This window comes from Lentzea sp. NPDC058436, assembly GCF_042721515.1.
Taxonomy (GTDB): domain Bacteria; phylum Actinomycetota; class Actinomycetes; order Mycobacteriales; family Pseudonocardiaceae; genus Lentzea.
This window is the reverse complement of sequence record NZ_JBHXLF010000013.1, coordinates 123,219-146,563: the sequence shown is the minus strand read 5'-3', so window position 1 is coordinate 146,563 and position 23,345 is coordinate 123,219. Positions and strand designations below refer to the sequence as shown.

At 69.2% G+C, this 23,345-nt stretch carries 21 protein-coding genes; 7 read left to right on the top strand and 14 right to left on the bottom strand.

What is annotated here, in order from left to right:
- The first annotated feature begins 251 nt into the window (after nucleotides 1-251).
- The gene (locus tag ACFWN2_RS33445; protein WP_382434273.1) at nucleotides 252-3,947 is read left to right on the top strand and encodes a multifunctional oxoglutarate decarboxylase/oxoglutarate dehydrogenase thiamine pyrophosphate-binding subunit/dihydrolipoyllysine-residue succinyltransferase subunit; all 3,696 of its coding nucleotides are present in this window, start codon (nucleotides 252-254) and stop codon (nucleotides 3,945-3,947) included.
- 79 nt (nucleotides 3,948-4,026) lie between these two features.
- Nucleotides 4,027-4,206 carry a DUF6104 family protein gene (locus tag ACFWN2_RS33440; RefSeq protein ID WP_030471325.1) on the top strand — a complete coding sequence of 60 codons (180 nt, stop codon included), beginning with the start codon at nucleotides 4,027-4,029 and terminating at the stop codon, nucleotides 4,204-4,206.
- Nucleotide 4,207: 1 nt separating this feature from the next.
- Here the strand turns inward: ACFWN2_RS33440 and ACFWN2_RS33435 are convergent, their stop codons facing one another.
- The gene (locus tag ACFWN2_RS33435; RefSeq protein WP_382434271.1) at nucleotides 4,208-5,200 is read right to left on the bottom strand and encodes an aldo/keto reductase; all 993 of its coding nucleotides are present in this window, start codon (nucleotides 5,198-5,200) and stop codon (nucleotides 4,208-4,210) included.
- Between the two features lie 52 nt (nucleotides 5,201-5,252).
- Nucleotides 5,253-6,137: an XRE family transcriptional regulator gene (locus tag ACFWN2_RS33430; RefSeq protein ID WP_382434269.1), complete on the bottom strand. Its 885-nt coding sequence runs from the start codon at nucleotides 6,135-6,137 to the stop codon at nucleotides 5,253-5,255.
- Nucleotides 6,138-6,316: 179 nt separating this feature from the next.
- On the opposite strand from ACFWN2_RS33430, the gene ACFWN2_RS33425 reads away from it, so the two are divergent.
- Nucleotides 6,317-7,489, top strand: a complete 1,173-nt coding sequence (locus ACFWN2_RS33425; RefSeq protein ID WP_382434267.1) for a S8 family peptidase — start codon at nucleotides 6,317-6,319, stop codon at nucleotides 7,487-7,489.
- 128 nt (nucleotides 7,490-7,617) lie between these two features.
- Here the strand turns inward: ACFWN2_RS33425 and ACFWN2_RS33420 are convergent, their stop codons facing one another.
- The 8 genes from ACFWN2_RS33420 to ACFWN2_RS33385 form a co-directional block, all read right to left on the bottom strand.
- Nucleotides 7,618-8,499: a hypothetical protein gene (locus tag ACFWN2_RS33420; RefSeq protein WP_382434266.1), complete on the bottom strand. Its 882-nt coding sequence runs from the start codon at nucleotides 8,497-8,499 to the stop codon at nucleotides 7,618-7,620.
- Between the two features lie 66 nt (nucleotides 8,500-8,565).
- Nucleotides 8,566-9,699 (bottom strand): imidazolonepropionase, encoded by a 1,134-nt coding sequence (gene hutI / locus ACFWN2_RS33415; protein WP_382434265.1) that lies wholly within the window; start codon nucleotides 9,697-9,699, stop codon nucleotides 8,566-8,568.
- Nucleotides 9,696-10,970: a formimidoylglutamate deiminase gene (locus tag ACFWN2_RS33410; RefSeq protein ID WP_382434263.1), complete on the bottom strand. Its 1,275-nt coding sequence runs from the start codon at nucleotides 10,968-10,970 to the stop codon at nucleotides 9,696-9,698. The genes hutI and ACFWN2_RS33410 overlap by 4 nt, the downstream gene beginning before the upstream one ends.
- Nucleotides 10,967-12,136: an allantoate amidohydrolase gene (locus tag ACFWN2_RS33405; protein WP_382434262.1), complete on the bottom strand. Its 1,170-nt coding sequence runs from the start codon at nucleotides 12,134-12,136 to the stop codon at nucleotides 10,967-10,969. Before ACFWN2_RS33405 ends, ACFWN2_RS33410 begins: the two co-directional genes overlap by 4 nt.
- Nucleotides 12,136-13,782, bottom strand: a complete 1,647-nt coding sequence (gene hutU, locus ACFWN2_RS33400; protein ID WP_382434261.1) for a urocanate hydratase — start codon at nucleotides 13,780-13,782, stop codon at nucleotides 12,136-12,138. The genes ACFWN2_RS33405 and hutU overlap by 1 nt, the downstream gene beginning before the upstream one ends.
- Nucleotides 13,779-15,284: a histidine ammonia-lyase gene (gene hutH, locus ACFWN2_RS33395; protein WP_382434260.1), complete on the bottom strand. Its 1,506-nt coding sequence runs from the start codon at nucleotides 15,282-15,284 to the stop codon at nucleotides 13,779-13,781. Before hutH ends, hutU begins: the two co-directional genes overlap by 4 nt.
- 73 nt (nucleotides 15,285-15,357) lie before the next feature.
- Entirely contained in the window at nucleotides 15,358-16,290 is a 933-nt protein-coding gene (locus tag ACFWN2_RS33390; protein ID WP_382434259.1) for a hypothetical protein, read from the bottom strand.
- Nucleotides 16,287-16,814, bottom strand: coding sequence for a SigE family RNA polymerase sigma factor (locus ACFWN2_RS33385; protein WP_382434257.1), 528 nt, complete (start codon nucleotides 16,812-16,814; stop codon nucleotides 16,287-16,289). Before ACFWN2_RS33385 ends, ACFWN2_RS33390 begins: the two co-directional genes overlap by 4 nt.
- Before the next feature lie 113 nt (nucleotides 16,815-16,927).
- On the opposite strand from ACFWN2_RS33385, the gene ACFWN2_RS33380 reads away from it, so the two are divergent.
- The 4 genes from ACFWN2_RS33380 to ACFWN2_RS33365 are packed head-to-tail and all read left to right on the top strand — an operon-like array spanning nucleotide 16,928 to nucleotide 20,000.
- Entirely contained in the window at nucleotides 16,928-17,713 is a 786-nt protein-coding gene (locus ACFWN2_RS33380; RefSeq protein ID WP_382434255.1) for an IclR family transcriptional regulator, read from the top strand.
- A 36-nt stretch (nucleotides 17,714-17,749) separates the two neighbouring features.
- A complete protein-coding gene (locus ACFWN2_RS33375) occupies nucleotides 17,750-18,172 on the top strand; it encodes a MarR family winged helix-turn-helix transcriptional regulator (protein ID WP_382434253.1) in 423 nt (140 codons plus the stop codon).
- Nucleotides 18,173-18,182: 10 nt separating this feature from the next.
- A complete protein-coding gene (locus ACFWN2_RS33370; RefSeq protein WP_382434251.1) occupies nucleotides 18,183-19,025 on the top strand; it encodes a haloalkane dehalogenase in 843 nt (280 codons plus the stop codon).
- Nucleotides 19,026-19,034: 9 nt separating this feature from the next.
- Nucleotides 19,035-20,000: a GNAT family N-acetyltransferase gene (locus ACFWN2_RS33365; RefSeq protein WP_382434249.1), complete on the top strand. Its 966-nt coding sequence runs from the start codon at nucleotides 19,035-19,037 to the stop codon at nucleotides 19,998-20,000.
- Nucleotides 20,001-20,031: 31 nt separating this feature from the next.
- Here the strand turns inward: ACFWN2_RS33365 and ACFWN2_RS33360 are convergent, their stop codons facing one another.
- From ACFWN2_RS33360 to ACFWN2_RS33345, 4 genes are read right to left on the bottom strand one after another with little or no spacing between them, the layout of a single operon-like run.
- On the bottom strand, nucleotides 20,032-20,931 hold the full coding sequence (locus tag ACFWN2_RS33360; protein WP_382434247.1) for a glycine betaine ABC transporter substrate-binding protein: 900 nt from the start codon (nucleotides 20,929-20,931) through the stop codon (nucleotides 20,032-20,034).
- The gene (locus tag ACFWN2_RS33355) at nucleotides 20,928-21,593 is read right to left on the bottom strand and encodes an ABC transporter permease (protein WP_382434245.1); all 666 of its coding nucleotides are present in this window, start codon (nucleotides 21,591-21,593) and stop codon (nucleotides 20,928-20,930) included. Before ACFWN2_RS33355 ends, ACFWN2_RS33360 begins: the two co-directional genes overlap by 4 nt.
- Before the next feature lie 5 nt (nucleotides 21,594-21,598).
- Nucleotides 21,599-22,237, bottom strand: coding sequence for an ABC transporter permease (locus ACFWN2_RS33350; protein WP_382434243.1), 639 nt, complete (start codon nucleotides 22,235-22,237; stop codon nucleotides 21,599-21,601).
- Nucleotides 22,234-23,316: an ATP-binding cassette domain-containing protein gene (locus tag ACFWN2_RS33345; protein WP_382434241.1), complete on the bottom strand. Its 1,083-nt coding sequence runs from the start codon at nucleotides 23,314-23,316 to the stop codon at nucleotides 22,234-22,236. The genes ACFWN2_RS33350 and ACFWN2_RS33345 overlap by 4 nt, the downstream gene beginning before the upstream one ends.
- Nucleotides 23,317-23,345 lie beyond the last annotated feature (29 nt).

The following is a 23,345-nucleotide window of genomic DNA, read 5'->3' as shown; positions in this document are numbered from 1 at the left end:
ACTGATCACTGCGCTCGGTGCGTATGCCCGTCAAACAGCTCAGTGCGCAATACCCGAAAGGAGGTGACGTGGTGAGACGCACCTCAAGAAATGCTCAACTGCGGGTGACGGCAGGCCCGTCCTGATCGATCCTGTGACTGAGCACTCCTTGCCAGGTGCCTCCAGCGTGTGAAGGCCCTCGCTGGGGGGACTAACCTGACTACCGCATGAGTCATCACCAAGAGCGAGATGGATAGAGGCGAGCGCCAGCCGTGTCCAGCAGCAGTCCTGCGTCACAATTCGGGCCGAACGAGTGGCTCGTCGAGGAGATGTACGAGCAGTTCCTCGCGGACCCGTCATCCGTAGACCCGGCATGGCATGACTTCTTTGCCGACTACAAGCGTGCGGGCGGCAACGGCAGTGCCGCCACGGCCAGCGCGGGTGGCTCCACGGCCACCACGACCGCGACCGTGACGCCGCCGGCCGCCGACAAGGCGAAGCCCGCGCCCGCCGCCGCACCCAAGCCTGCCGCGCAGTCGCAGCCGAAGCCGGCGGCCTCGTTGCCGTCGACCGGCAAGCCCGCGCCGCAGCAGGCCGCCAAGGCCAAGCCGGTCGCGCAGAGCGCGCAGCCCGAGCAGAAGCAGCTGCGCGGTGCCTCCGCCGCGATCGCGAAGAACATGGAGCTGTCGCTCACCGTTCCGACCGCGACCAGCGTGCGCGCCGTGCCCGCCAAGCTGCTGGCCGACAACCGCATCGTCATCAACAACCACCTGAAGCGGACGCGCGGCGGGAAGGTCTCCTTCACGCACGTCATCGGCTACGCGGTGGTCCGGGCGCTGCAGGCGTTCCCGAACATGAACCGGCACTACGCCGAGGTCGACGGCAAGCCGTTCGTCGTCACGCCGGAGCACGTGAACTTCGGTCTGGCGATCGACCTGCCCGGCAAGGACGGCAGCCGCACGCTGGTCGTCGCCTCGGTCAAGGGCTGCGAGAACATGACGTTCACGCAGTTCTGGCAGGCTTACGAGGACCTGATCCGCAAGGCCCGCGGCGGTTCGCTGACGGCGGACGACTTCTCCGGCACCACGATCTCGCTGACCAACCCCGGCACGATCGGCACGAACCACTCGGTGCCGCGTCTGCAGGCCGGTCAGGGCGCGATCATCGGCGTCGGCGCCATGGAGTACCCCGCGCACTTCCAGGGCACCAGCGAGCAGGCGCTCACCGACATGGGCGTCAGCAAGATCATCACGCTGACCTCCACGTACGACCACCGCATCATCCAGGGCGCGGAGTCGGGCGAGTTCCTCAAGCGCGTGCACCAGCTGCTGCTCGGCGAGGACCGCTTCTACGACGACATCTTCGCGTCGCTGCGGCTGCCGTACGAGCCGATCCGCTGGGTCGCCGACATCCCCGAGGGCGCTGTCGACAAGACGGCCCGCGTCATCGAGCTGATCGACGCGTTCCGCACGCGCGGCCACCTGATGGCCGACACGGACCCGCTGAACTACCGCCAGCGCTCCCACGCCGACCTGGACGTGCTCAGCCACGGCCTGACGCTGTGGGACCTGGACCGCGAGTTCCCGGTCGGCGGCTTCGCCGGCAAGGAGCGGATGAAGCTCCGCGACATCCTGGGTGTGCTGCGCAACTCGTACTGCCGCACCGTCGGCGTCGAGTACATGCACATCCTCGAACCCGAAGAGCGCCAGTGGATCCAGGAGCGCGTCGAGGTCCCGCACGAGAAGCCTCCGGCCACCGTGCAGAAGTACATCCTCAGCAAGCTCAACGCGGCTGAGGCGTTCGAGACGTTCCTGCAGACGAAGTACGTCGGCCAGAAGCGCTTCTCGCTCGAAGGCGGCGAGACCGTCATCCCGCTGCTCGACGCGGTGCTCGACAAGGCCGCCGAGCACGAGCTCGACGAGGTCGTCATCGGCATGCCGCACCGCGGCCGCCTGAACGTGCTCGCGAACATCGTCGGCAAGCCGATCTCGCAGATCTTCCGCGAGTTCGAGGGCAACCTCGACCCCGGCCAGGCGCACGGCTCCGGCGACGTGAAGTACCACCTCGGCGCCGAGGGCAAGTACTTCCGCATGTTCGGCGACGGCGAGACCAAGGTGTCGCTGACGGCGAACCCGTCGCACCTCGAGGCCGTCGACCCGGTCCTGGAGGGCATCGTCCGCGCCAAGCAGGACATGCTCGACAAGGGCGGCGACTTCTTCCCGGTGCTGCCGGTCGCCATGCACGGTGACGCGGCGTTCGCCGGTCAGGGCGTCGTGGCCGAGACGCTGAACCTGGCGCTCGTGCGCGGCTACCGCACCGGTGGCACGGTCCACATCGTCGTGAACAACCAGGTCGGCTTCACCACCGCGCCGGAGCACTCGCGGTCCTCGAAGTACTCGACCGACGTCGCGAAGATGATCGGCTCGCCGGTCTTCCACGTGAACGGCGACGACCCCGAGGCCTGCTACTGGGTCGCGAAGCTGGCCGTCGAGTACCGCCAGGCGTTCGCCAAGGACGTCGTGATCGACATGGTCTGCTACCGCCGCCGCGGCCACAACGAGGGCGACGACCCTTCGATGACGCAGCCGGCGATGTACGACGTGATCGACCAGAAGCGCTCGGTGCGCAAGACCTACACCGAGTCCCTGATCGGCCGCGGCGACATCACGGTCGAAGAGGCCGAGAAGGCGCTGCAGGACTTCTCGAGCCAGCTGGAGCACGTCTTCAACGAGGTGCGCGAGCTGGAGAAGCACCCGGTGAAGGCCAGCCCGTCCGTCGAGGCCGAGCAGCAGATCCCGGCGAAGCTGCCCACGGGCATCAGCCGCGAGACGCTGGAGCACATCGCCGACTCGCACGTGAACCTGCCGGAGGGCTTCACGCCGCACGCGCGCGTCAAGCCGGTGCTCGACCGCCGCGCCAAGATGGCGCGCGAGGGCGGCATCGACTGGGCGTTCGCCGAGCTGCTCGCCTTCGGTTCGCTCGCGATCGAGGGCCGCAACATCCGTCTGGCCGGCCAGGACTCGCGCCGCGGCACGTTCGTGCAGCGCCACGCGACCCTGATCGACCGCAAGACGGGCGAGGACTACACGCCGCTGCAGAACCTCGCGCCGGACCAGGGCAAGTTCATGGTCTACGACTCGGTGCTGTCGGAGTTCGCCGCGCTCGGCTTCGAGTACGGCTACTCGGTCGCGAACCCGCAGGCGCTGGTCCTGTGGGAGGCGCAGTTCGGTGACTTCGTCAACGGCGCGCAGCCGATCATCGACGAGTTCATCTCGTCCGGTGAGGCGAAGTGGGGTCAGCGTTCCGACGTCGTGATCCTGCTGCCGCACGGCCACGAGGGCCAGGGCCCCGACCACACGTCGGGCCGCATCGAGCGCTGGCTGCAGCTGTGCGCTGAGGGCTCCATGACCGTCGCCGTCCCGTCGACCCCGGCGAACTACTTCCACCTGCTGCGCCGCCACGCCCTCGACGGCGTCGACCGCCCGCTCGTGGTGTTCACGCCGAAGTCGATGCTGCGCCTCAAGGCCGCCGTGTCCGGCACGGACGAGTTCATCAACGACCGCTTCCACTCGGTGATGGACGACCCGACCATCAAGGACCCGAACGCGGTCACGAAGGTCCTGCTGTGCAGCGGCAAGATCTCCTACGAGCTGCACGCAGAGCGCGAGAAGCGCGGCGGCGGCGACGTGGCGATCGTGCGCGTCGAGCAGCTCTACCCGGTCCCGGCCCGCAAGCTGACCGAGACCCTGGAGCGCTACCCGAACGCGAAGGACGTCCGCTGGGTCCAGGAGGAGCCGGCGAACCAGGGCGCCTGGCCGTTCTACGGCCTCGCCCTGCCGGAGCTCCTCCCGGAGCACCTGGGCACCGTCCGCCGCGTGTCCCGCCGCCCGATGGCCGCCCCGTCGGCCGGTTCGAGCAAGGTGCACGAGGTCGAGCAGCGCGAGATCATCACCCGCGCGTTCGAGTAAAGCCCGCATGACGCGAACGAGCCGCCGGATCCACTGGGTCCGGCGGCTCGTTTTCTAGGTCTACCAAGGAGTTTCTGGCATGTACCACACCGATCGCGGCATCGAAGAGCTGGAGAAGCGGCGCGGCGAGGAAGAGGTCACCTTCGCGTGGCTGGCCGACAAGCTGCGCGAGTTCGTCGACGCCAACCCCGACTTCGAGACGCCGATCGAGCGCTTCGCCACCTTCCTGGCGCGCGATGACGACGACTTCGAGGACTGACCTACCAGGCGTACGCCTCCGGCGCCGGCTTCGACCCGTTCGGCGCCGGCGCCGGGAACAGCTCATCCAGCTTCCCCAACACCTCAGCGTCCAACTTCAACTCCGCAGCACGCAACGAGTTGTCCAACTGCTCCCCAGTGCGCGGCCCGATGATCGGCGCGGTAACCCCGTCCTGGTGCAACAACCAGGCAAGACCAACGTTGGCCGGGTCCTCCCCGATCTCAGCGCACAACTTCTCGTAGGCCTCGATCTGATCCCGGCTCTTCTCCAGGGCATCAGCGGAACGCCCAGACGCAGACCGCGAAACCCCACCCTCCCGCTGCTTGCGCAACACCCCGCCCAGCAACCCACCGTGCAACGGCGACCAGGGAATCACGCCGAGCCCGTAGTGCTTAGCGGCCGGCAGGACCTCCAGCTCCACCCACCGGGTCATCAGGTTGTAGATCGACTGCTCCGACACCAGCCCGAGGAACCCGCGCGTGCGTGCGGCCTCAGCGGCCTGGGCGATGTGCCACCCGGCGAAGTTGGACGAGCCGAAGTAGATGACCTTGCCCTGCTGGCGCAGGACCGAGAAGGCCTCCCAGATCTCGTCCCACGGCGTCAGGCGGTCCACGTGGTGCATCTGGTAGAGGTCGATGTAGTCGGTCTGCAGGCGCTTCAAGGACGCGTCGCAGGCGCGGCGGATGTTCAGGGCCGAGAGCTTGGTCTCGTTCGGCCACTCGCCCATGCTGCCGTAGAGCTTGGTGGCGATGACGGTCTTCTCACGCCGCGTGCCGCCCTGGGCGAACCAGTTGCCGATGATGTTCTCGGTGACGCCCTCGCCCATCTTCCAGCCGTAGACGTTGGCGGTGTCGAAGAAGTTCAGGCCGTGCTCGTGGGCACGGTCCATGATCGCGTGGCTGTCGGCCTCCGAGGTCTCGGGGCCGAAGTTCATCGTGCCGAGGCACAGGCGGGAGACGGACAGGCCGCTGCGACCGAGCTGGGTGTACTCCATGCCACTCACCCTGCCCCCTCGAAACGCCGTGTGCCACGTGGAGCTGCTCCAGCTACTCCCACTCCCACCGGATGCCGTGCACGTGGCCTGCCATCGCCTCGTGCACGACGATGTGCGCTGAGGCGGTGGTGCCGATCCAGAGTTCGCCGGTGTCCACGCACGGCGCGTCGGGGGCGGTGCGGTAGAAGCTGTTGCAGCGCACGGGAACCGCGTCCGGGTGGAACTCGACCTCCAGCACGTACTCCCGCAGCGCGCGGACGAACGTGCGGTCGGCGGACGCGCTGTCGGCGCCGGGGTCTGCGGTCATCCGGAGGTCCACGAGAGCGGTGTCGCCGGCGCGCAGGACGCGGTCGAGGATGACCTCGGCGACGATCAGCTTGTTCACCTCGTCGCGGCGCACCCTGCCGATGCGGCACGACTTCAGGGCGTCGATCTCGCCGGCGGACACGTCCGTCTCGTCGGCCGTCTTCGAGACGAGGATCCGGTCCACGCCGTCGTCGAACGCCTCGATCACCGCGCTGGACCGCATCTCGACCTCGCGGCGGTCGGGGCCGATCACCGTCAGGTCGCGCACTGCGAGGTACTTCGCCGGTGCGGCGGTCAGGTGGTCCACGCGGGCGATGGCGCGGCCCAGGTCGAGGGCGGCCTCCTGCCAGATGCCCTCCAGGGCGGCGACGCGTTCGATCCACCTGCCGCGCGGGCGCTTGTCGCCGAGTTGACCCGTCAACGTGCCGGGTGCCAGGCGCAGGACCTCTTCCAGCACCGCTACCGCGTGCAGCGACTCCGGGCGTTCGGGACGGCTGCGGCCGCGGCGCCAGTACGACAGCGTCGACAGGCTCACCTGCACGCCGCGCGCCTCCAGGTGGTGCTGGATCCGCTCCAGGCTGAGGCCGCTCGTCTCCACGGCCTTCGCCAACGCCGACGCGAAATCCTGCACGAACTCAATGCTACGGCCAGTGATCAAATTCGGCCCGTCCGACCACGACGAGTGCTCGAAAACGGTTTACAACACAGTTTTGACAGTATTGAGAACCGAAGTTTCGAACCTGTTATCCGAAGCACATGTCGAGTTAGTTTCTTGGTGTTCCCCAGTTCATTCCCTGCCAGGAGGAACTCATGGCACTTCGGCGTCATGTCGCCATCGCGGCGGCATTGGGCATCGCTTCCACGGCGATGTGGACGCCCACCGCGGTCGCCGAGGAAGCGGTGCTCCCCGGTGCGGGCACGCAGGCGGTCGAGGGCAGCTACATCGTGGTCCTGAAGGACGGAGCGCGCACCCCTGCCAGCGCGTTGGCGTCCCGCTACCAGGGCAACGTCAAGCACACCTACAGCTCCGCGCTGAACGGGTTCTCCGTCACCGGGATGTCCGAACGACAGGCGCGGCGGCTCGCTGCCGACCCCGACGTGGAATTCGTCGAGCGGAACACGTTCGCGACGATCCAGGCCACCCAGTCGAACCCGGTCTGGGGTCTCGACAGGATCGATCAGGCGAATCTTCCGCTGAGCAAGTCGTACACGTACCCGAACACCGCGTCGAACGTGACGGCGTACGTTCTCGACACCGGAATCAGGAAAACGCATTCCGAATTCGAGGGCCGTGCCACCGACGGTTACGACTTCATCGACAACGACGCAACAGCGCAGGACTGCCAAGGCCACGGCACACACGTCGCCGGCACGGTCGGCGGCAAGACGTACGGCGTCGCGAAGAAGGCCAAGCTCGTCGGCGTCCGGGTGCTCGACTGCAACGGCAGCGGCCCGTGGGACGGCATCATCCGCGGCATCGACTGGGTGACGGCCAACGGCAAGAAGCCCGCCGTCGTCAACATGAGCCTCGGCGGCAACGGCACGAACGCCTCGCTGGAGAACGCCGTCAAGCGCTCGATCAGCGCGGGCTTCACCTACGTGCTGGCGGGCGGCAACAGCGGCCAGGACTCCTGCAACTTCACCCCGGCCCGCACGCCGGAGGCGATCACCGTGGGTGCCTCGGACCGCGCCGACAAGCGTTCGATCTGGTCGGCCGGCTCGTCGAACTGGGGCAGGTGCCTCGACATCTGGGCACCGGGCAGCGACATCGTGAGTGCCTCCCACAGCAACGACACCGGCACGCGCTCGATGGGCGGCACGTCCATGGCCTCCCCGCACGTCGCCGGAGCGGCGGCGCTCTACCTGAGCGCGAACCCGTCCGCGACGCCCGCCCAGGTGCGCAACGCCCTGGTCGGCGCGGCCACGCCGAACAAGCTGACCGACATCAGGACGGGTTCACCGAACCTGCTGCTGAAGGTCTAGGAACCTGCCGTCGCCGCCTCCCTGCGGCGGTGACGGCCATCCTGGGCGCCCTCGATGCCACGGCCGAATGCGGCTCGGCCAGAGCATCGATCGACTGGGGGCGCTTGCGGTGGGAGTGGGAGTAGCGGCTACTCCCACTCCCACCGCACTCCATAGATTCCGGGCTTCGAGTTCCGCACGTGGATGTGCGTCGACGCCGTCGTCCCGATCCACAGGTCGTTCAGAGCGGTCTCCGGTTCGTGCAGCGACGGCCGGGCGAACTGGAAGCAGCGCGCCGGCACGGCGTCCGGGTGGAAGCCGATCTGCAGCGTGTACTCGTTCACAGGGCGCAGGAACCGGCGATCGCAGACCTCGCTGTCCGCGCCGGGTCTCATCCGGACCGTGTAGTCGACGAGCGCGGTCTCCCCCGCCCGCAGCATCCGGTCGAAGAGGATCTCCGCGACGAGGAACCCCGTCGAGTCCTCGCTCCTCACCCGCCCGAGCCGGCACGGTGGCCCCGCCTCGATCGACGGCACGCCGAGGTCCGTGGCGTCGGCCAGCTGGATCGCGAGGAACCTGTCGACGCCGTCCTCCAGCGCCTGGATCACGCCGGTGCAGTGGTTCGAGACCTCACGGCGGTCCGGCCCGATCACCTGCCGGTCCTGCACGCTCAGGTACGTCGTGCCGGTCGGCTGCAGCCGGTCGATGCGCGACATGACCTCACCGAGGTCGGTGGCTCGCGAGTCCCACATGTCCTCCAGGGACAGCGATTGGTCCACCCAACGCCCGCGCGGCCGCTTGTCGCCCAGCCGGTCGGTCAGGAAGCCCTCACCGAGCCCGAGGAGCTCCTCCAGCGCGGCGACGACCTTCAACGACTCGGGGCGTTCCGGACGGCTGCGGCCGCGGCGCCAGTAGCTGAGCGTCGAGATGCTCACCTGCATGCCGCGGGCCGCGAGGTGGTGCTGGATGCGTTCGAGACTCAGGCCGCTGTTGTCGACGGCTTTCGTCAGCGCCTCCGCGAAATCCACCACGGGGACACCGTACGGTCCCGCACCTTCCGCCGACAGGCCCACACGACGGGTGCCGAGAACGGTGTCTCAATTGGCGTGTTGCCCCTGACGCCACACCGAGTGCGTCAACGGGACGCCGGGACGGTACGCCAGATGCGTGATCGAGGGCGCGTCCAGCACGTGCAGATCAGCCCGCGCACCAGGCCTGATGACCCCGACGTCGTCCCGCCGCAACGCCCGCGCGCCGCCTGCGGTCGCCGCCCACACCGCCTCCTCGACGGTCATCCGCATCTGCAGGACGGCTGTCGTCACGCAGAACGCCATCGACGAGGTGTAGGACGAGCCGGGATTGCAGTTGCTGGCGAGCGCGACCGTCGCACCGGCGTCGAGGAGGGCGCGGGCGGGCGGCAACGACTGGCGGGTCGAGAGATCGCACGCCGGGAGCAGCGTGGCGACCGTGTCCGACGACGCCAGCGCGTCGACGTCGGCACCCGACAAGTAGGTGCAGTGGTCCACCGACGCGGCACCGAGCTCGACGGCCAGCCGCACACCGGGACCCTCGCCGAGCTGGTTGCCGTGCACGCGCAGCCCGAGGCCCTTCTGCTGAGCCGCGATCAGAACAGCCTTCGACTGGTCGTAGTCGAACGCGCCCTTCTCGCAGAACACGTCCGCCCAGCGCACGAGAGGTGCGACGGCGTCGAGCATCTCGCCGCGGACCAGGTCGACGTACTCGTCCGCGTCCGCGCCCGGAGGCACGAGGTGGGCGCCGAGGAACGTGACCTCGTCGGCGTGCTCGGCGGCGATGCGTGCGGACCGGACCTCGTCGGCGACGTTCAGGCCGTAGCCGGTCTTGGTCTCGACGAACGTCGTGCCCTGCTTCAACGCCTCCGCGACGTGCTTGCGGACGACCGCGGACAGCTCTTCGTCCGTCGCGGCACGGGTCGCGTTGACGGTCACGGCGATGCCGCCCGCGGTGTAGGGCTTGCCGGCCATGCGCGCGCCGAACTCGGCGGTGCGGTCGCCCGCGAACACCAGGTGGGTGTGGCTGTCGACCCAGCCCGGCAGCACCGCACGACCCTCGACGTCCACGCGCTCGTCTGCGGCCGGGGCGTCCGCGGCCGACCCGACCCACGCGATCTCCGCGCCGTCGATCACCAGCGCGTCCCCGGCGGACTCGCTGTTCGTGGTCAGCTCACCGATGCCGGTGATCAGCACGCTCATGCCCACAGCTCCTCGATCGCGTCCGCCAGCAGCCTGCCGACGTCTCCCAGCTTCTCGTGCACGCCACCGGAGGCCACCACCCGGCCGCCGACCACCACGGTGTCCACATCGGACGCCGTCGCGGACAGGAGGACCTGCTGCGGCAACGACCCCGCGGTGCGCGGGGTCGAGCAGCTGATCGCCACGAGATCGCACGGGGCGCCGACCTCGATGCGGCCACCGTCCCAGCCGATCGCCGAGTGGCGGGTGGCCACGTCCATCAACTCGCTCGGTGAGAAGCGGCCGCGCTGACCGGTCCTGAGCCGCTCGTTGTGTTCCAGGGCGCGGGTTTCCAGCAGCGGGTCGACCACCGCGTGCTGGTCACTGCCCAGCGACAACGGGCTGCCCGCGTCGGCCAGTTCGCGCGCAGGCCCGATGCCGTCGGCGAGGTCCGCCTCGGTGGTCGGGCAGAAGCACGCGCCCGTGCCCGACGAGCCCAGCAGACCGATGTCCTCGGGCGTCAGGTGCGTGGCGTGCACGGCCGTCGTCCGAGGCGACAGCGCGCCGGCCTCGTGCAGCAGACCGGTCGGCGTCAGCCCGTAAGCGGCAAGACAGGCTTCGTTCTCGGCGGGCTGCTCGGACAGGTGCACGTGCAGCGGAGCGTCCGGGAACGCCTGCGCCACGGTCGAAAGCTCGGCTCGCGGAACGGCGCGGACCGAGTGGATCGCCGCGCCGACCCGCATCACGTCGTCGGACTTCAGCTCGGCGACGCGTGAAGCCCACGCCTCGGCCGTGCCGTCGGAGAAGCGCTGCTGCACCTCGTTGACGGGCTGGTCGATGCCTCCCGCGAGGTAGCAGGTGTCGAGCAACGTCAGCCGGATGCCGGCGTCGGAAGCCGCCTCGCGCAGGGCATACCCGAACTCGTTCGACCTGTCGTGCACGTAGTGGAACTCGCCGACGGCCGAGACCCCGGCGAGCGCCATCTCGCCGTAGACCGCGCGGGCCAGGCGGTAGTACGACTGCGGGGTGAGGCGGGAGGCCAGCGCGTACATGCCCTCACGCCACGTCCAGAACGTGCCGCCGCCGTCGTGCGTCCTGCCGCGCAACGCCCGGTGGAACGCGTGCGAGTGGGCGTTCGCGAAGCCAGGCACCACGACGCCGTGCAGCCGCCGTACGCCCAGCGGAATGGTGTCCACAGTGGACACAGACGCGATCACGCCGTTCTCGACCCTGACGAGGACGCGCTCGGCGAGCCCGGAGGGCAACCAGGCCCGCTCGCACCAGAAGTTCATGAGCCGAGGTGTTCGATCGTCGCGGCCAGGGCTCGCACGCCCTCGTCCACGTCGGCCTGTTCGGCGAACTCCTCCGGCGCGTGGCTCACGCCGGTCGGGTTGCGCACGAACAACATCGCGGTCGGCACGTGCTCCGCGAGGATGCCCGCGTCGTGCCCCGCACCGGTCGGCAGCGCCGGAACACCGCCGAGCGCTGAAGCGATGTCGTCGCGGAGCCCGCTGTCGAAGTGCACCGTGTCGCCGTACGACTCCTCGGTGATCCTCAGCTCGCAGCCCTCCTCCTTGGCGGCCTGGTGAGCCGCCTCGGAGATCTCCGCGACCATCGCACGGGTGCGCGCGTCGTCGCTGTCCCGCGCGTCCAGCCACACGTCCACAGTGGACGCGATGACGTTCGTGCCACCGGGGTTGGGGACGAGCCTCCCCACGGTCGCACGCCCGCCACCGCGAGCCGCTTTCCGCGCCGCCAGCACGAGTTGCGAGGCCGGCAGCATCGGGTCGCGGCGGTCTTCGATCAACGTCGCCCCGGCGTGGTTTCCCTCGCCGGAGAACGTGAAGCGCCACCGGCCGTGCGCAAGGATGCTCGACGCGACGCCGACCGGAACCGCGAGGCCACGGCCCTGTTCGACGTGCAGCTCGACGAACTGACCGATGCGCTTCAGGGCCTTCTCGTCGCGGCCCACCAGATCGGGGTTGTAGCCGGCGGCCTTCATGGCCTCGGCCAGGGACACACCGTCGGGGTCCCTGAGGTTCAACGCCTTCTCCGCGGAGATGGCGCCCGTCAGGAGACGACTTCCGAGGCAGGCGACACCGAACCGGCCGCCCTCTTCTTCAGCGAAGACCGTGATCGCGAACGGCCGCGCGGGCGTGAACCCCTTGGCCTGCAACAGGTCCACGGCCTCAAGCGCCGACGTCACCCCGAGCGGCCCGTCGAACGCACCACCACCAGGAACGGAGTCGAGATGGCTGCCGGTGATGAGCGCGTTGTCGCCGCGCTCGCCCCACCACGCCCAGAGGTTGCCGTTCTGGTCGGTCTCCACGTTGAGACCGCGCCGGACCGCCTGCTCCACGAACCAGTGCCGCAGTTCGAGTTCGGGCTTGTTGTAACCGTGGCGCGAGTAGCCCCCGCGCTTGGTGTCCTTGCCGACGTCCGCGATCTGGTCGAGCATCAGCCCTCCATAGGAATGCGGACGCCCTTGTCCGCTGCCACGGTCTTCGCCTCGTCGTACCCGGCGTCCACGTGCCGGATGACGCCCATGCCGGGGTCGTTCGTCAGCACGCGCTCGATCTTCTGCGCGGCCAGTTCGGTGCCATCCGCGACCGTCACCTGACCGGCGTGGATCGAGCGGCCGATGCCGACGCCACCACCGTGGTGGATCGACACCCAGGTCGCACCACTTGCCGTGTTGACCAGGGCGTTGAGCAGGGGCCAGTCCGCGATCGCGTCGGAACCGTCGGCCATCGCCTCGGTCTCGCGGTACGGGGAGGCCACCGAGCCGCAGTCGAGGTGGTCGCGGCCGATGACGATGGGCGCGGACAGCTCGCCGGACGCCACCATCTCGTTGAACTTGAGGCCGGCGAGGTGCCGTTCGCCGTAACCGAGCCAGCAGATGCGGGCGGGCAGGCCCTGGAACTCGACGCGCTCACCGGCCATCTTGATCCAGCGGTGCAGCTGCTCGTTGTCCGGGAACAGCTCCAGGATCGCCTTGTCGGTCTTGGCGATGTCCTCGGGGTTGCCGGACAGCGCGGCCCAGCGGAACGGGCCTTTGCCCTCGCAGAACAGCGGGCGGATGTAGGCGGGCACGAAACCGGGAAACGCGAACGCGCGGTCGTAGCCGCCGAGCTGCGCCTCACCGCGGATCGAGTTGCCGTAGTCGAACACCTCGGCGCCGCGGTCCATGAACCCGACCATCGCCTCGACGTGGTCCGCCATCGACTTGCGGGCGCGGTCGGTGAACTCCTCCGGCTTCGCGGCGGCGTAGTCCTGCCACTCGTCCAGCGAGACACCGACGGGCAGGTACGCCAACGGGTCGTGCGCCGACGTCTGGTCCGTGACGATGTCGACGGCGACGTCGCGGCGCAGCAGTTCGGGCAGGATCTCCGCCGCGTTGCCCACGACACCGACCGAAACGGCCTCACCGGCGGCCTTGGCCGCGAGCACGCGCTCGATCGCGGAGTCCAGGTCCTCGGCCACCTCGTCGAGGTAGCGGGTCTCCAGGCGACGCTGGGCGCGGTGCGGGTCGACCTCGATGCACAGCGCGACGCCCTCGTTCATCGTCACGGCGAGAGGCTGCGCACCGCCCATGCCACCGAGACCCGCAGTGACCGTGAGCGTGCCGCGGAGCGTGCCGTTGAAGCGCTTGGTGGCGACGGCGGCGAACGTCTCGAAGGTGCCCTGGAGGATGCCCTGGGTGCCGATGTAGATCCACGACCCGGCGGTCATCTGCCCGTACATCGTGAGGCCCTCGGCCTCCAAGCGGCGGAACTCGGGCCAGTTCGCCCAGTCCGGCACGAGGTTCGAGTTCGCGATGAGCACGCGCGGCGCCCACTCGTTCGTGCGCATCACACCGACCGGACGGCCGGACTGCACGAGCAGCGTCTCGTCGGCTTCGAGGTTCTTGAGCTCACGGGTGATGGCGTCGAACGACGGCCAGTCGCGCGCGGCCTTGCCGGTGCCGCCGTAGACGACGAGGTCCTCGGGGCGCTCGGCGACGTCGGGGTCGAGGTTGTTGTGGAACATCCGCAGTGCGGCCTCGGTCGACCAGTTCTTCGCGGACAGTTCGGTGCCGCGGTCAGCGCGAACGGTGGTCATCACAGAGCTCCACTTCGAATGAGGGCCTCAGCGGCGGCGATCTCGGGGGCGAGGTGGCGGTCCGGGCCGGGGCCCTGGACGGTCTCGCGCAACTTCGCCACGGCGGCGGCCGTCGCGGGGGCGGGCTTGAGGGGCGCGCGCAGGTCGAGAGCCCGTGCGGCGGTGAGCAGTTCGATGGCCAGCACGGTCGTGAGACCGTCCACGGCCTTGCGCAGCTTGCGAGCAGCAGACCAGCCCATCGACACGTGGTCCTCCTGCATCGCGGAGGACGGGATCGAGTCGACGGACGCCGGCACCGCGAGGCGCTTGAGCTCGGACACGATCGCCGCCTGCGTGTACTGGGCGATCATGTGGCCGGAGTCGACGCCGGGGTCGTCCGCGAGGAACGGCGGCAGGCCGTGCGAACGCGAGACGTCGAGCATGCGGTCGGTGCGGCGCTCGGCGATCGAGGCCACGTCCGCGAGCGGGATGGCCAGGAAGTCGAGCGCGTAGGCGACCGGAGCGCCGTGGAAGTTGCCGTTGGACTCGACCCGTCCGTCCGCGAGCACGACGGGGTTGTCGATCACGGACGCCAGTTCGCGGTCGGCCACCGTCGCCGCGTACGCCACGGTGTCGCGGGCCGCGCCGTGCACCTGCGGTGAGCAGCGCAGCGAGTACGCGTCCTGGACGCGGGTGCAGTCCGGGCCGCGGTGCGAGGCGACGATCTCGGAGTTCTTGAGGAACGCGAGCATCCGGGCGGCGGACAGGTTCTGGCCGGGGTGCGGGCGCAGCGCGTGCAGCTCCGGCTCGAAGACGCGGTCGGTGCCGAGCAACGCCTCGACGCTCATCGCGGCGGTGAGGTCGGCGATGTCCAGCAGCCTGGTCAGGTCGGCGATCGCCAGCGACAGCATGCCGAGCATGCCGTCGGTGCCGTTGATCAGCGCGAGGCCTTCCTTCTCGGCCAGCTGCACGGGTTCGATACCGGCTTCGGCGAGTGCCTCGGCTGCGGGCACCAGCTCGTCGCGCGAGTTGCGGACCATGCCCTCGCCCATCAGCGCGAGAGCGTTGGCCGACAACGGCGCGAGGTCACCGGAACAGCCCAGCGAGCCGAACTCGTGCACGATCGGCGTGATGCCGGCGTTCAGCATCCCGGCCATCGCGTCCACAGTGGACAGCCGAACGCCGGTGTGGCCGGTCGAGAGCGTGCGCAGGCGCAGCAGCATCAGCGCCCGCACGACCTCGCGTTCGACCTCGGGCCCGGAACCGGCGGCGTGCGAGCGGATCAGCGACCGCTGCAGCTGGGCACGGCGGTCCGGCGGGATGTGCCGGACGGCGAGCGCGCCGAACCCGGTCGAGACGCCGTAGGTGGGGCGTTCGGCCGTGGCGAGCTGTTCGATGTGGCCGCGGGCGGTGGTGACCGCCTCACGGGCCGCCGCGGTGATCTCCACCGGAGCGCCGTCGCGGGCGACGGCATGAACGTCCTCGAGGGTCAGAGGCTTCGGACCCAGCTCCACCGGTTGTCGCATGCAGACATCAGACCGCTCCGGGGCCGACTCAGCGACCCCGGAGCGGGTGATGGTGTCTGAGATGCCAGACGGACTAGATGCCCTTGCCGATCCAGTTCGTGTCGGGCGAGGACGCGAGCTGGACGTCGTTCGCGGTCTTCACCAGCTGTTCCAGCGGCGCCGCGCCCCGGACCGTCACCCACACGGAGCCGTCCAGCACCGCGACGGCACCGTCGATCTGCACGCCCTGCTTGCCGCGCACGGTGACCGGAGCACCCCCGGTGAGGCCGGGCGAGCGGGTCGACACCTGGATCACGAGCGGGTCCTTCTTGAACTGCGCGCCCCAGTCGCCGGGCGAGCTGCCCCACACCTCGGTGGCCTCCTGGCCGTCGAGCGTGAACAGCGGCCTGTTCTCGACCTTCGCGTCCGTGCGCACCGACTCGGCGACCTGCATCGCCGTCTGCTTCACGTCGCTGGTGCCGCGCACCGTGACGTGCAGCCAGTCCTGCGCGTCCCAGACCACCTCGGCGGTCAGACCGGCCGACTGGCCCTGCCTGGTCTGCACCCACGCCCTGAGGCCGCGCACGGAGATCTCGTCCCAGCCCGCGGTGTCCGGCTTGGCCTTGCTCTTGAAGATCCTGGTCAGCGGCCCGCCGTCGGTGAACGGGTAGCCCTGGGCCCCGGCGGGCACGTAGGCGCGCTCGCCGTCCAGGAGGCCCCGGTAGACCTCGACGTAGCCCTCCGGCAGCCAGTGCGGCGAGTACTTGAGCGGCAGGCGTGAGGGCTGCTCGACCACGAGCGCCGCGCCGGCGTCGTTCGGGTTCGGCGGTGCGTACCTGTCGCTGGCGACGACGCCCGCGAAGATCAGGACCGCGACCGCGGCCACGCCCGCCGTGGCGATCAGGAAGATGTTGTTCCGCTGCCGCTTCCGCTTGCGCCGGAGCGCGTTCAGCGTCGGTCCCGGGTGAGGAGTGCGTTCGGCCAGCAGGCCGAGTGCCTCCTTGATCCGCTGTTCGGTGTCGTTCACGACAGGCCCTCCCCGAGCCGGGACCCGACACCAGCGGGTTCCGGCGTGTGATCCATGCGGAGTGTGGCCAGCGCACGTGAGATGTGGCTGCGCACGGTTCCCTCGGCACAACCGAGCATCTGTGCGATCTCCGAGTCGTCGTAGTTCTCGTAGTAGCGCAGCACGACGGCCGCCCGCTGTTTGCGGGGCAGCTTCGCGATGCGCTGCAACATGGCTTCCCGCTCGTCGTAGTGGTGCGTCTTGTCCGCGACGGGCGGAGTGACGGACTCCAGGGTCGTCATGCACAGCGCGACGTCCTTGGCGGCCCTGCGTCTGCGCCACGAGAGGAACTCGTTGGTCACCATGCGCTTGACGTAGGCGTGAGGGAGGTCGACTGAACCGATGCGATCCCACTTCTGCTGCGCGCGCAGCAGCACTTCCTGGACCACGTCCTGGGCCAGGTGCGGGTCGCACGTGAGCACGGTGGCGTAGCGCAGCAACGGGGTCACCTGTTCTGCCACGAAGTCATCGAAACTCGGTGTCAATCCCGACCCCCTTCAAAACCGTCACACCCCTATGACGCAGCTCGGGCCTGTTCTGTTGAGTGTGCCCTGATGTCGTAACGGCGTGGGCTGGATCACGTGGGAAAATCACTTTTGTGGGCAGCAGCAGTGACGTTCCCGCGCTGCGGCGAGGGCTGGCGGTCCTCCGGCTGCTGGCGGGCAGACCGGGGCCCGTCTCCGCGGCGTCGGTGGCCCGTGAGCTGAATCTGCCCAGGTCAACGACCTATCACCTGCTCTCCGAACTCACCGAGGCGGGCTTCGCGACGCACTTCCCGGAGGAGAAGCGCTACGGCCTGGGCGTCGCCGCGTTCGAACTCGGCTCCGCCTACCTGCGCCACGACCCGCTGGAACGGCTGGCCCGCCCGCTGCTGCGCAAGCTCGCCGACCGCATGGAGAAGGTCGCGCACCTGGGCGTCCTGCACGGCCCCGAGGCCCTGTACCTCGTGCGCGAGCAACCCAGGCAGCCGCAGTCGATCGTGTCCGACGTCGGCGTCCGCCTGCCGGCCCACCTGACCGCCTCCGGCCGCGCGATGCTGGCCCACCTGCCTCCGGCGCAGGTCAGGGCGCTGCTGCCGTCGGTGTCCTCTTTCGTCGACCGGACCGGACGCGGCCCGCACAACTTGCCTGCGTTGCGGCGGCTGCTGACGCTGGAACGCCGTCAAGGCTGGTCGGTCGAGGACGGGTTCGTGACGGCGGGGTTCGCCTCGGTGGCCGCGCCGGTGTTCGACCACGGCGAGCGGCCGATCGCGGCGATCACGCTGACGTTCCGGCACCTGTGCGACACGCCGTGCGGGCAGGCGTGGCCCGACCTGGCCAAAGAGGTGCGCAAAGCGGCCGAGGAACTGACCGTGCGGATCGGTGGTCACGCGGCCTCGGGTTAGTAGCCATGTACATAGTAGCCATGTACCGTATCTGCCATGAGCAGTGCGGGACCGACGCCTGGGCACCTCGTGTGGCGTCTGGCGATGAAGTGGCGAGTAGCCGTTGACCGCGCGTTGGACCCCCTCGGCCTGACGCACGCGCAGTACGTCGTCCTGTCGTCGTTGGTCGCCCTCGACCGCCCCTCACAACGCGAACTGGCCGACCACACCGGCCTCGAACCGCTGTACGTGTCGAAGCTGGCGCGCTCCCTGGAGGCCGCCGGCTTCATCTCGCGCACTCGTGACGCGGTCGACACCCGGACCATGCGACTTCTGCTGACCCCGCACGGCCGATCGACGGTCGAGCCCGCCATCAAGGTGGTCCGGTCACTGCTGGACCGCCTGCTGGAGCCGCTGGGCGACCGCACCTCGGCCTTCTCCGACGAACTCCGCGCGCTGCTCGCCGTTCCCCTCGACTGAGGAGCACTCGATGCCCGTCGTCCCCGTACTCGGCTCGACCATCCACCACCAGGAGCACGGCACCGCGCCGTTCGTGTTCCTGCACGGCAACCCGGCCTCGTCGCACATCTGGCGCAACGTGCTCCCGGAGCTGGGCGGTCTCGCCCCCGACCTCATCGGCATGGGCAGATCCGGCAAGCCGGCCATCGGCTACTCGTTCGACGACCACTCCCGCTACCTCGACGCGTGGTTCGACGCCGTGGGTGCGGAGCGCGTGGTGCTGGTGGGCCACGACTGGGGCGCCACGCTCGCGTTCGACTGGGCGGCAAGGCATCCCGACCGCGTCGCGGGTCTCGTGTTCTTCGAGGCCATGCTGAAGCCCATGCGGAGTGCGGACCTACCACCTGCGGCTCGTGAGCGCACTCGTCGGCTCCGCACCCCCGGCCTGGCCGAGGAACTGGTGCTGGACCAGGACACGTTGGTGCGTCAGGCGTTCACCGGCGGTGTGCTGAAGCCGGTCTCGGAGGCGGACATGGCCGCGTACCTCGCGCCTTATCCCGACCGGGAGAGCCGGCGGCCGTTGCTGGCTTGGGTGCAGCAGCTTCCGGTTGATGGTGACCCGCCTGCTTTGGTGCCTCGCATGGAGGCTTATGCCGCTTGGCTTGCCGCCTCGCCGGTTCCGAAGCTGTTGCTCACCTTCGAGGGCTCGCCGACGTTGGCCATCACTCCCGAACTGGCCGGGTGGTGTCGCGAGAACATCGGCTCGCTGGAGGTCGTGGCGGTGGGCGAGGCCGGGCACCACGCGCCGGAGGACAAGCCGAAGGAGATCGCCGCCGCCATCGCGGACTGGGCAGGCCGGCACGACCTTGCTTAGATCGGGTGCATGGGGGTTGTAGTCGAAAAGCTGGACTTCGCGGCCGCGGCGCAGGTGGACCGGCACGGGCTGTACGAGGTGGCGACGGCATGGGCGGCTGAGGACGCTCCTGACCGCGAGCAGGCGCCCGTCGAGGCGTACATCGCGATGTGGGAGTCCCGCAACGACCTCGGTTTCGAGCCCGCGCGCTTCGTCGTCGCACGCGAGAACGGGAAGATCGTCGGCTACGCGCAGGCCGAGGTCTCCGAGGCCGAGGCCAACTCGCACCTCGCGCTCGTCACCGTCGTGGTGCGGCCCCGACACCGCCGCCGCGGCATCGGCACCGCGCTGCTCCGCGCCACCCCGTCGTTGCTGGACCGGCAGACCGTCATCGAGTCGTGGAGCGTCGGCCCCGGCGAACCGGGCGACCACTTCGCCGCCGCACTCGGGTTCCGGGTCGTCACGTCCATGACGAGGCAACGGCTGCGGCTCACCGGTCCACCGGACGTCGCCGAATTGCCGGCGGGGTACGAACTGGTGACGTGGAAGGGCGCGGCGCCGGAGGAGTTCGTCGAGGCCTACGTCGAAGGACTCAACGCGATCGCCGGCGCGCCGTTCGGCGAGACGGCGCTCGACCACGCGCACAACACGGTCGAGAGCATCCGGGAGGACGAGGCCGAAGCGCTCTCGGACCGGTGGGTCGTGCTCTTGCTGCACGAGGGCTCGGCAGCCGGAGTCACGGTGGTGGAACGGAAGTCCGCCAGGCCCGAGTACGCCGAGCAACTGCACACCGTCGTGCTTCCTGCTCACCGCGGCAAGGGGCTGGGCCTGCTGATCAAGTCGCGCATGCTGCACGAACTGGACGGCGTCGAGACCGTGTTCACGCGCACCAGCAGCGAGAACGTGCACATGCTGCGCGTGAACCACGCCCTGGGCTACGAAGACCAGTACACGTACATGGCCGTCCAAGCGAAAACCGCCGACCTGCAGGCGTGAGGCCTGCGGATCGGCGGTTCTCAAGAGCGGGTCAGATGCCCGCGGAGGCCAGCCACTCCTTGGCGACCTTCTCCGGCTCCGGCTTGTCCGGCGACGACAGCTTCTCGTTCAGCTCCAGAAGCGTCTTCGTGTCGAGCTTCTTCGAGATGGCGTTGAGGGTGTCGCGGACCTGCTGCGTCGCCTTCTTCTCGTTGATGAGAGGCAACACGTTCTGCGCGGCGAAGACGTTCTTCGGGTCTTCGAGCACCACGAACTCGTTGGCCTTGATGGCCGCGTCCGTCGTGAAGAGGTCGGCCGCCTGGACGGTGTTGTCCTTCAGGCCTGCGACGGTCAGCGGGCCGCCGACGTCGAGGGCCTTGAACTCCTTGAACTCGCAGCTGTACTTGGCCTTGAGGCCCGGCAGGCCGTCGGGGCGGTTCTGGAACTCCGGCGGGCCGCCGAAGACCAGGTCCTTGCAGTACGGCACGAGGTCGTCGAGCGACTTCAGGCTGTACTGGGCCGCGATCTGCTTCGTGACGACGACCGCGTCCTTGTCCTCGGCGGACGACTTGTCGAGCACGATGAGGCCCTTGGGCAGCGCCTTCTGCAACGCCGCGTAGACCTCGTCCGCGCCGACCTCGGGGGCTTCCTTGTTGACGTGCTTGAGGAGCACGCCGGTGTACTCGGGGATCAGGTCGATCGAGCCGTCCTGCACACCCTTGAAGTACAGCTCGCGGTTGCCGATGTTCGGCTTCTTCGAGACCTTGACGCCCTTGGCGGACAACGCTTCCGCGTAGATCTCCGAGAGCAGGCGCGACTCGGGGAAGTTCGCGGAGCCCACGACGATGGTGTCCGTCGGGGCCGGCTCGTTCTTGCCGTCTCCGGTGAGCGGATCGCCACCGCACGCCGACAGAAGCATGACCGCAGCGACGGCTGTCGCGATGCGCTTCATTTCGTTCCTCCGGTTCCCACTGGACGCAGCCCTGGCGAGACCGTCAGCCGTTGCAGGCCGGCGAACCCCAGGTCGACGAGAACGGCGAGCAGTGCCACGAGCACCGCGCCGGCGAGCATCTGTCCGAAATCCTGCAGGGCGAGGCCGTCGAAGACGAGCCTGCCCAGGCCACCGGCGCCCGTGTAGGCGGCGATGGTGGCGGTCGCGACCACTTGCAGTGCGGCGCCGCGGAAACCGCCGAAGATCAACGGGAGTGCGTTCGGGATCTCCACCTGGAGCAGCACGCCCGACTCGCGCATGCCGACGCCCCTCGCGGCGTCGACGGTCACGGGGTCCACCGCGCGGACGCCGGCGTACGTGCCCGCCATGATCGGCGGGATCGCCAGCAGCACCAGCGCGACGTACACCGGGAAGTCGCCGAGACCCGCCCACAGCACCACGAGGATCAGCACCGCCGTGGTCGGCAGCGCCCTCAGCGCGTTGGAGAGTCCGACGATCACGAAGCCGCCCTTGCCGGTGTGCCCGACGAACGCGCCGAGCGGGACCGCGATCGCCGCGGCGATCAGCAGGGTCAGCAACGTGTAGCCGAGGTGTTCCAGCAACCGCACCGGAATCCCGGTCGTGCCGGACCAGTGCGCGGGATCGAAGAGCCAACCGAACACTCAGCTCACCTCCCCGCCCGTGCCCACGGCGTGAGCAGCCGTCCGATCAGCAACAGCAGTCCGTCCGCGAGCACCGCCAGCACGACCGTCCCGATGAGACCCGCGAGGACCTTGTCGGTGTGGTCGGTCTGGTAGCCCTCGGTGAAGAGCTGGCCGTACCCGCCGAGCCCGACGAGCGCGCCGACGCTCACCATGCTGATGTTCGACACGGTCGCGACCCTCAGGCCCGCGATCGTGACGGGCAGCGCCAGCGGGAAGTCGACGGTCAGGAACCGGCGCAACGGCCGGTAGCCCATCGCGTTCGCGGCGGCGATCACGTTGCCCGGCACCGCGGACAGCGCGTCCGCGATCGACCTGATCATCAGCGCGACCGTGTAGACGGTCAGCGGCACGATGACGTTGATCTCGTCGAGGATCTTCACGCCGATCAGCACCGGCGTGATCACGATCAGCGCGATGGACGGGATCGTGAACAGGACGTTGGCGAACGGGAAGAGCACCGCGCGCGCCGTCTGCGACCGGCTCGCCCACCACCCGAACGGGATGGCGAGCACGAACCCGATCAGCACCGGCACGACGGAGAGCCGGAGGTGCACCGCGGTGACTTCCCAGAACCTTTCCCAGTTCTCGAAAATCCAGGTCACTTCGGGACCTCACCCGCCGCGCGGGCCTTCGCGAGCGCCTGGATGACGTCGTCGGCCCTGACCACGCCGGTGACCGCGCCGGCGTCGTCGACCACCACGCCGAGCGCCGACGGCGAGCTGAGAGCCGCGTCGAGCGCGCTGCGCAACGTCGAGCCGTCGTAGAGCGAGCCGCCGGAGATCAGGTCCTTCTCGGCGACCTCGACCTCACCGTCCACACCGGACAGCCAGCCCTTGGGCCTGCCCTGGTCGTCGACGGCGAGCGTCCAGTCCGTGACGGTGATGCGCTCGCCGATCTTCGCCGTGGTCACGGGGTGCACGGGCACCTCGGCGTGCAGGAAGGTCAGCGTGCGGTAGCCGCGGTCACGGCCGACGAACGAGGCCACGAAGTCGGTGGCGGGCGCGGCGAGCAGCTCGGTCGGCTTCGCGTACTGCGCGAGGTGGCCGCCCGTCTGGAACACCGCGACGCGGTCGCCGAGCTTCAGCGCCTCGTCGATGTCGTGCGTGACGAACACGATCGTCTTGTCGAGTTCCGCTTGCAGGCGAAGGAGTTCGTTCTGCAGGTCCTCGCGGACCACCGGGTCCACGGCGCTGAACGGCTCGTCCATCAGCAGCACGGGCGGGTCGGCCGCGAGAGCGCGGGCGACGCCGACACGCTGCTGCTGACCGCCGGAGAGCTGGGCCGGGTAGCGCTTGCCGAAGTTCGCGTCGAGTCCGACGATCTCCAGCAGCTCGGCCGCACGCGTGCGCGCCTTGCGCTTGTCCCAACCGGACAGAAGAGGGACGGTCGCGATGTTGTCCAGCACGGTCCGGTGCGGGAAGAGGCCCGCCTGCTGGATCACGTAGCCGATGCCGCGTCGCAGCGTCGGCGGGTCGACGGTGAGGACGTCCTTGCCGTCCACCAGGATCGTGCCCGAGGTCGGGTCGATCATGCGGTTGACCATGCGCAGGGACGTCGTCTTGCCACAGCCGGAAGGACCGACGAACACCGTGATGGTGCCCGCCTCGACCGCGAGGTCGAGCTCGTCGACAGCGATGGTCCCGTCCTCGAACCGCTTGGTTACGGCCCGGAACTCGATCACCCTTCGGATCCCTCCGGTCGTGACGACCA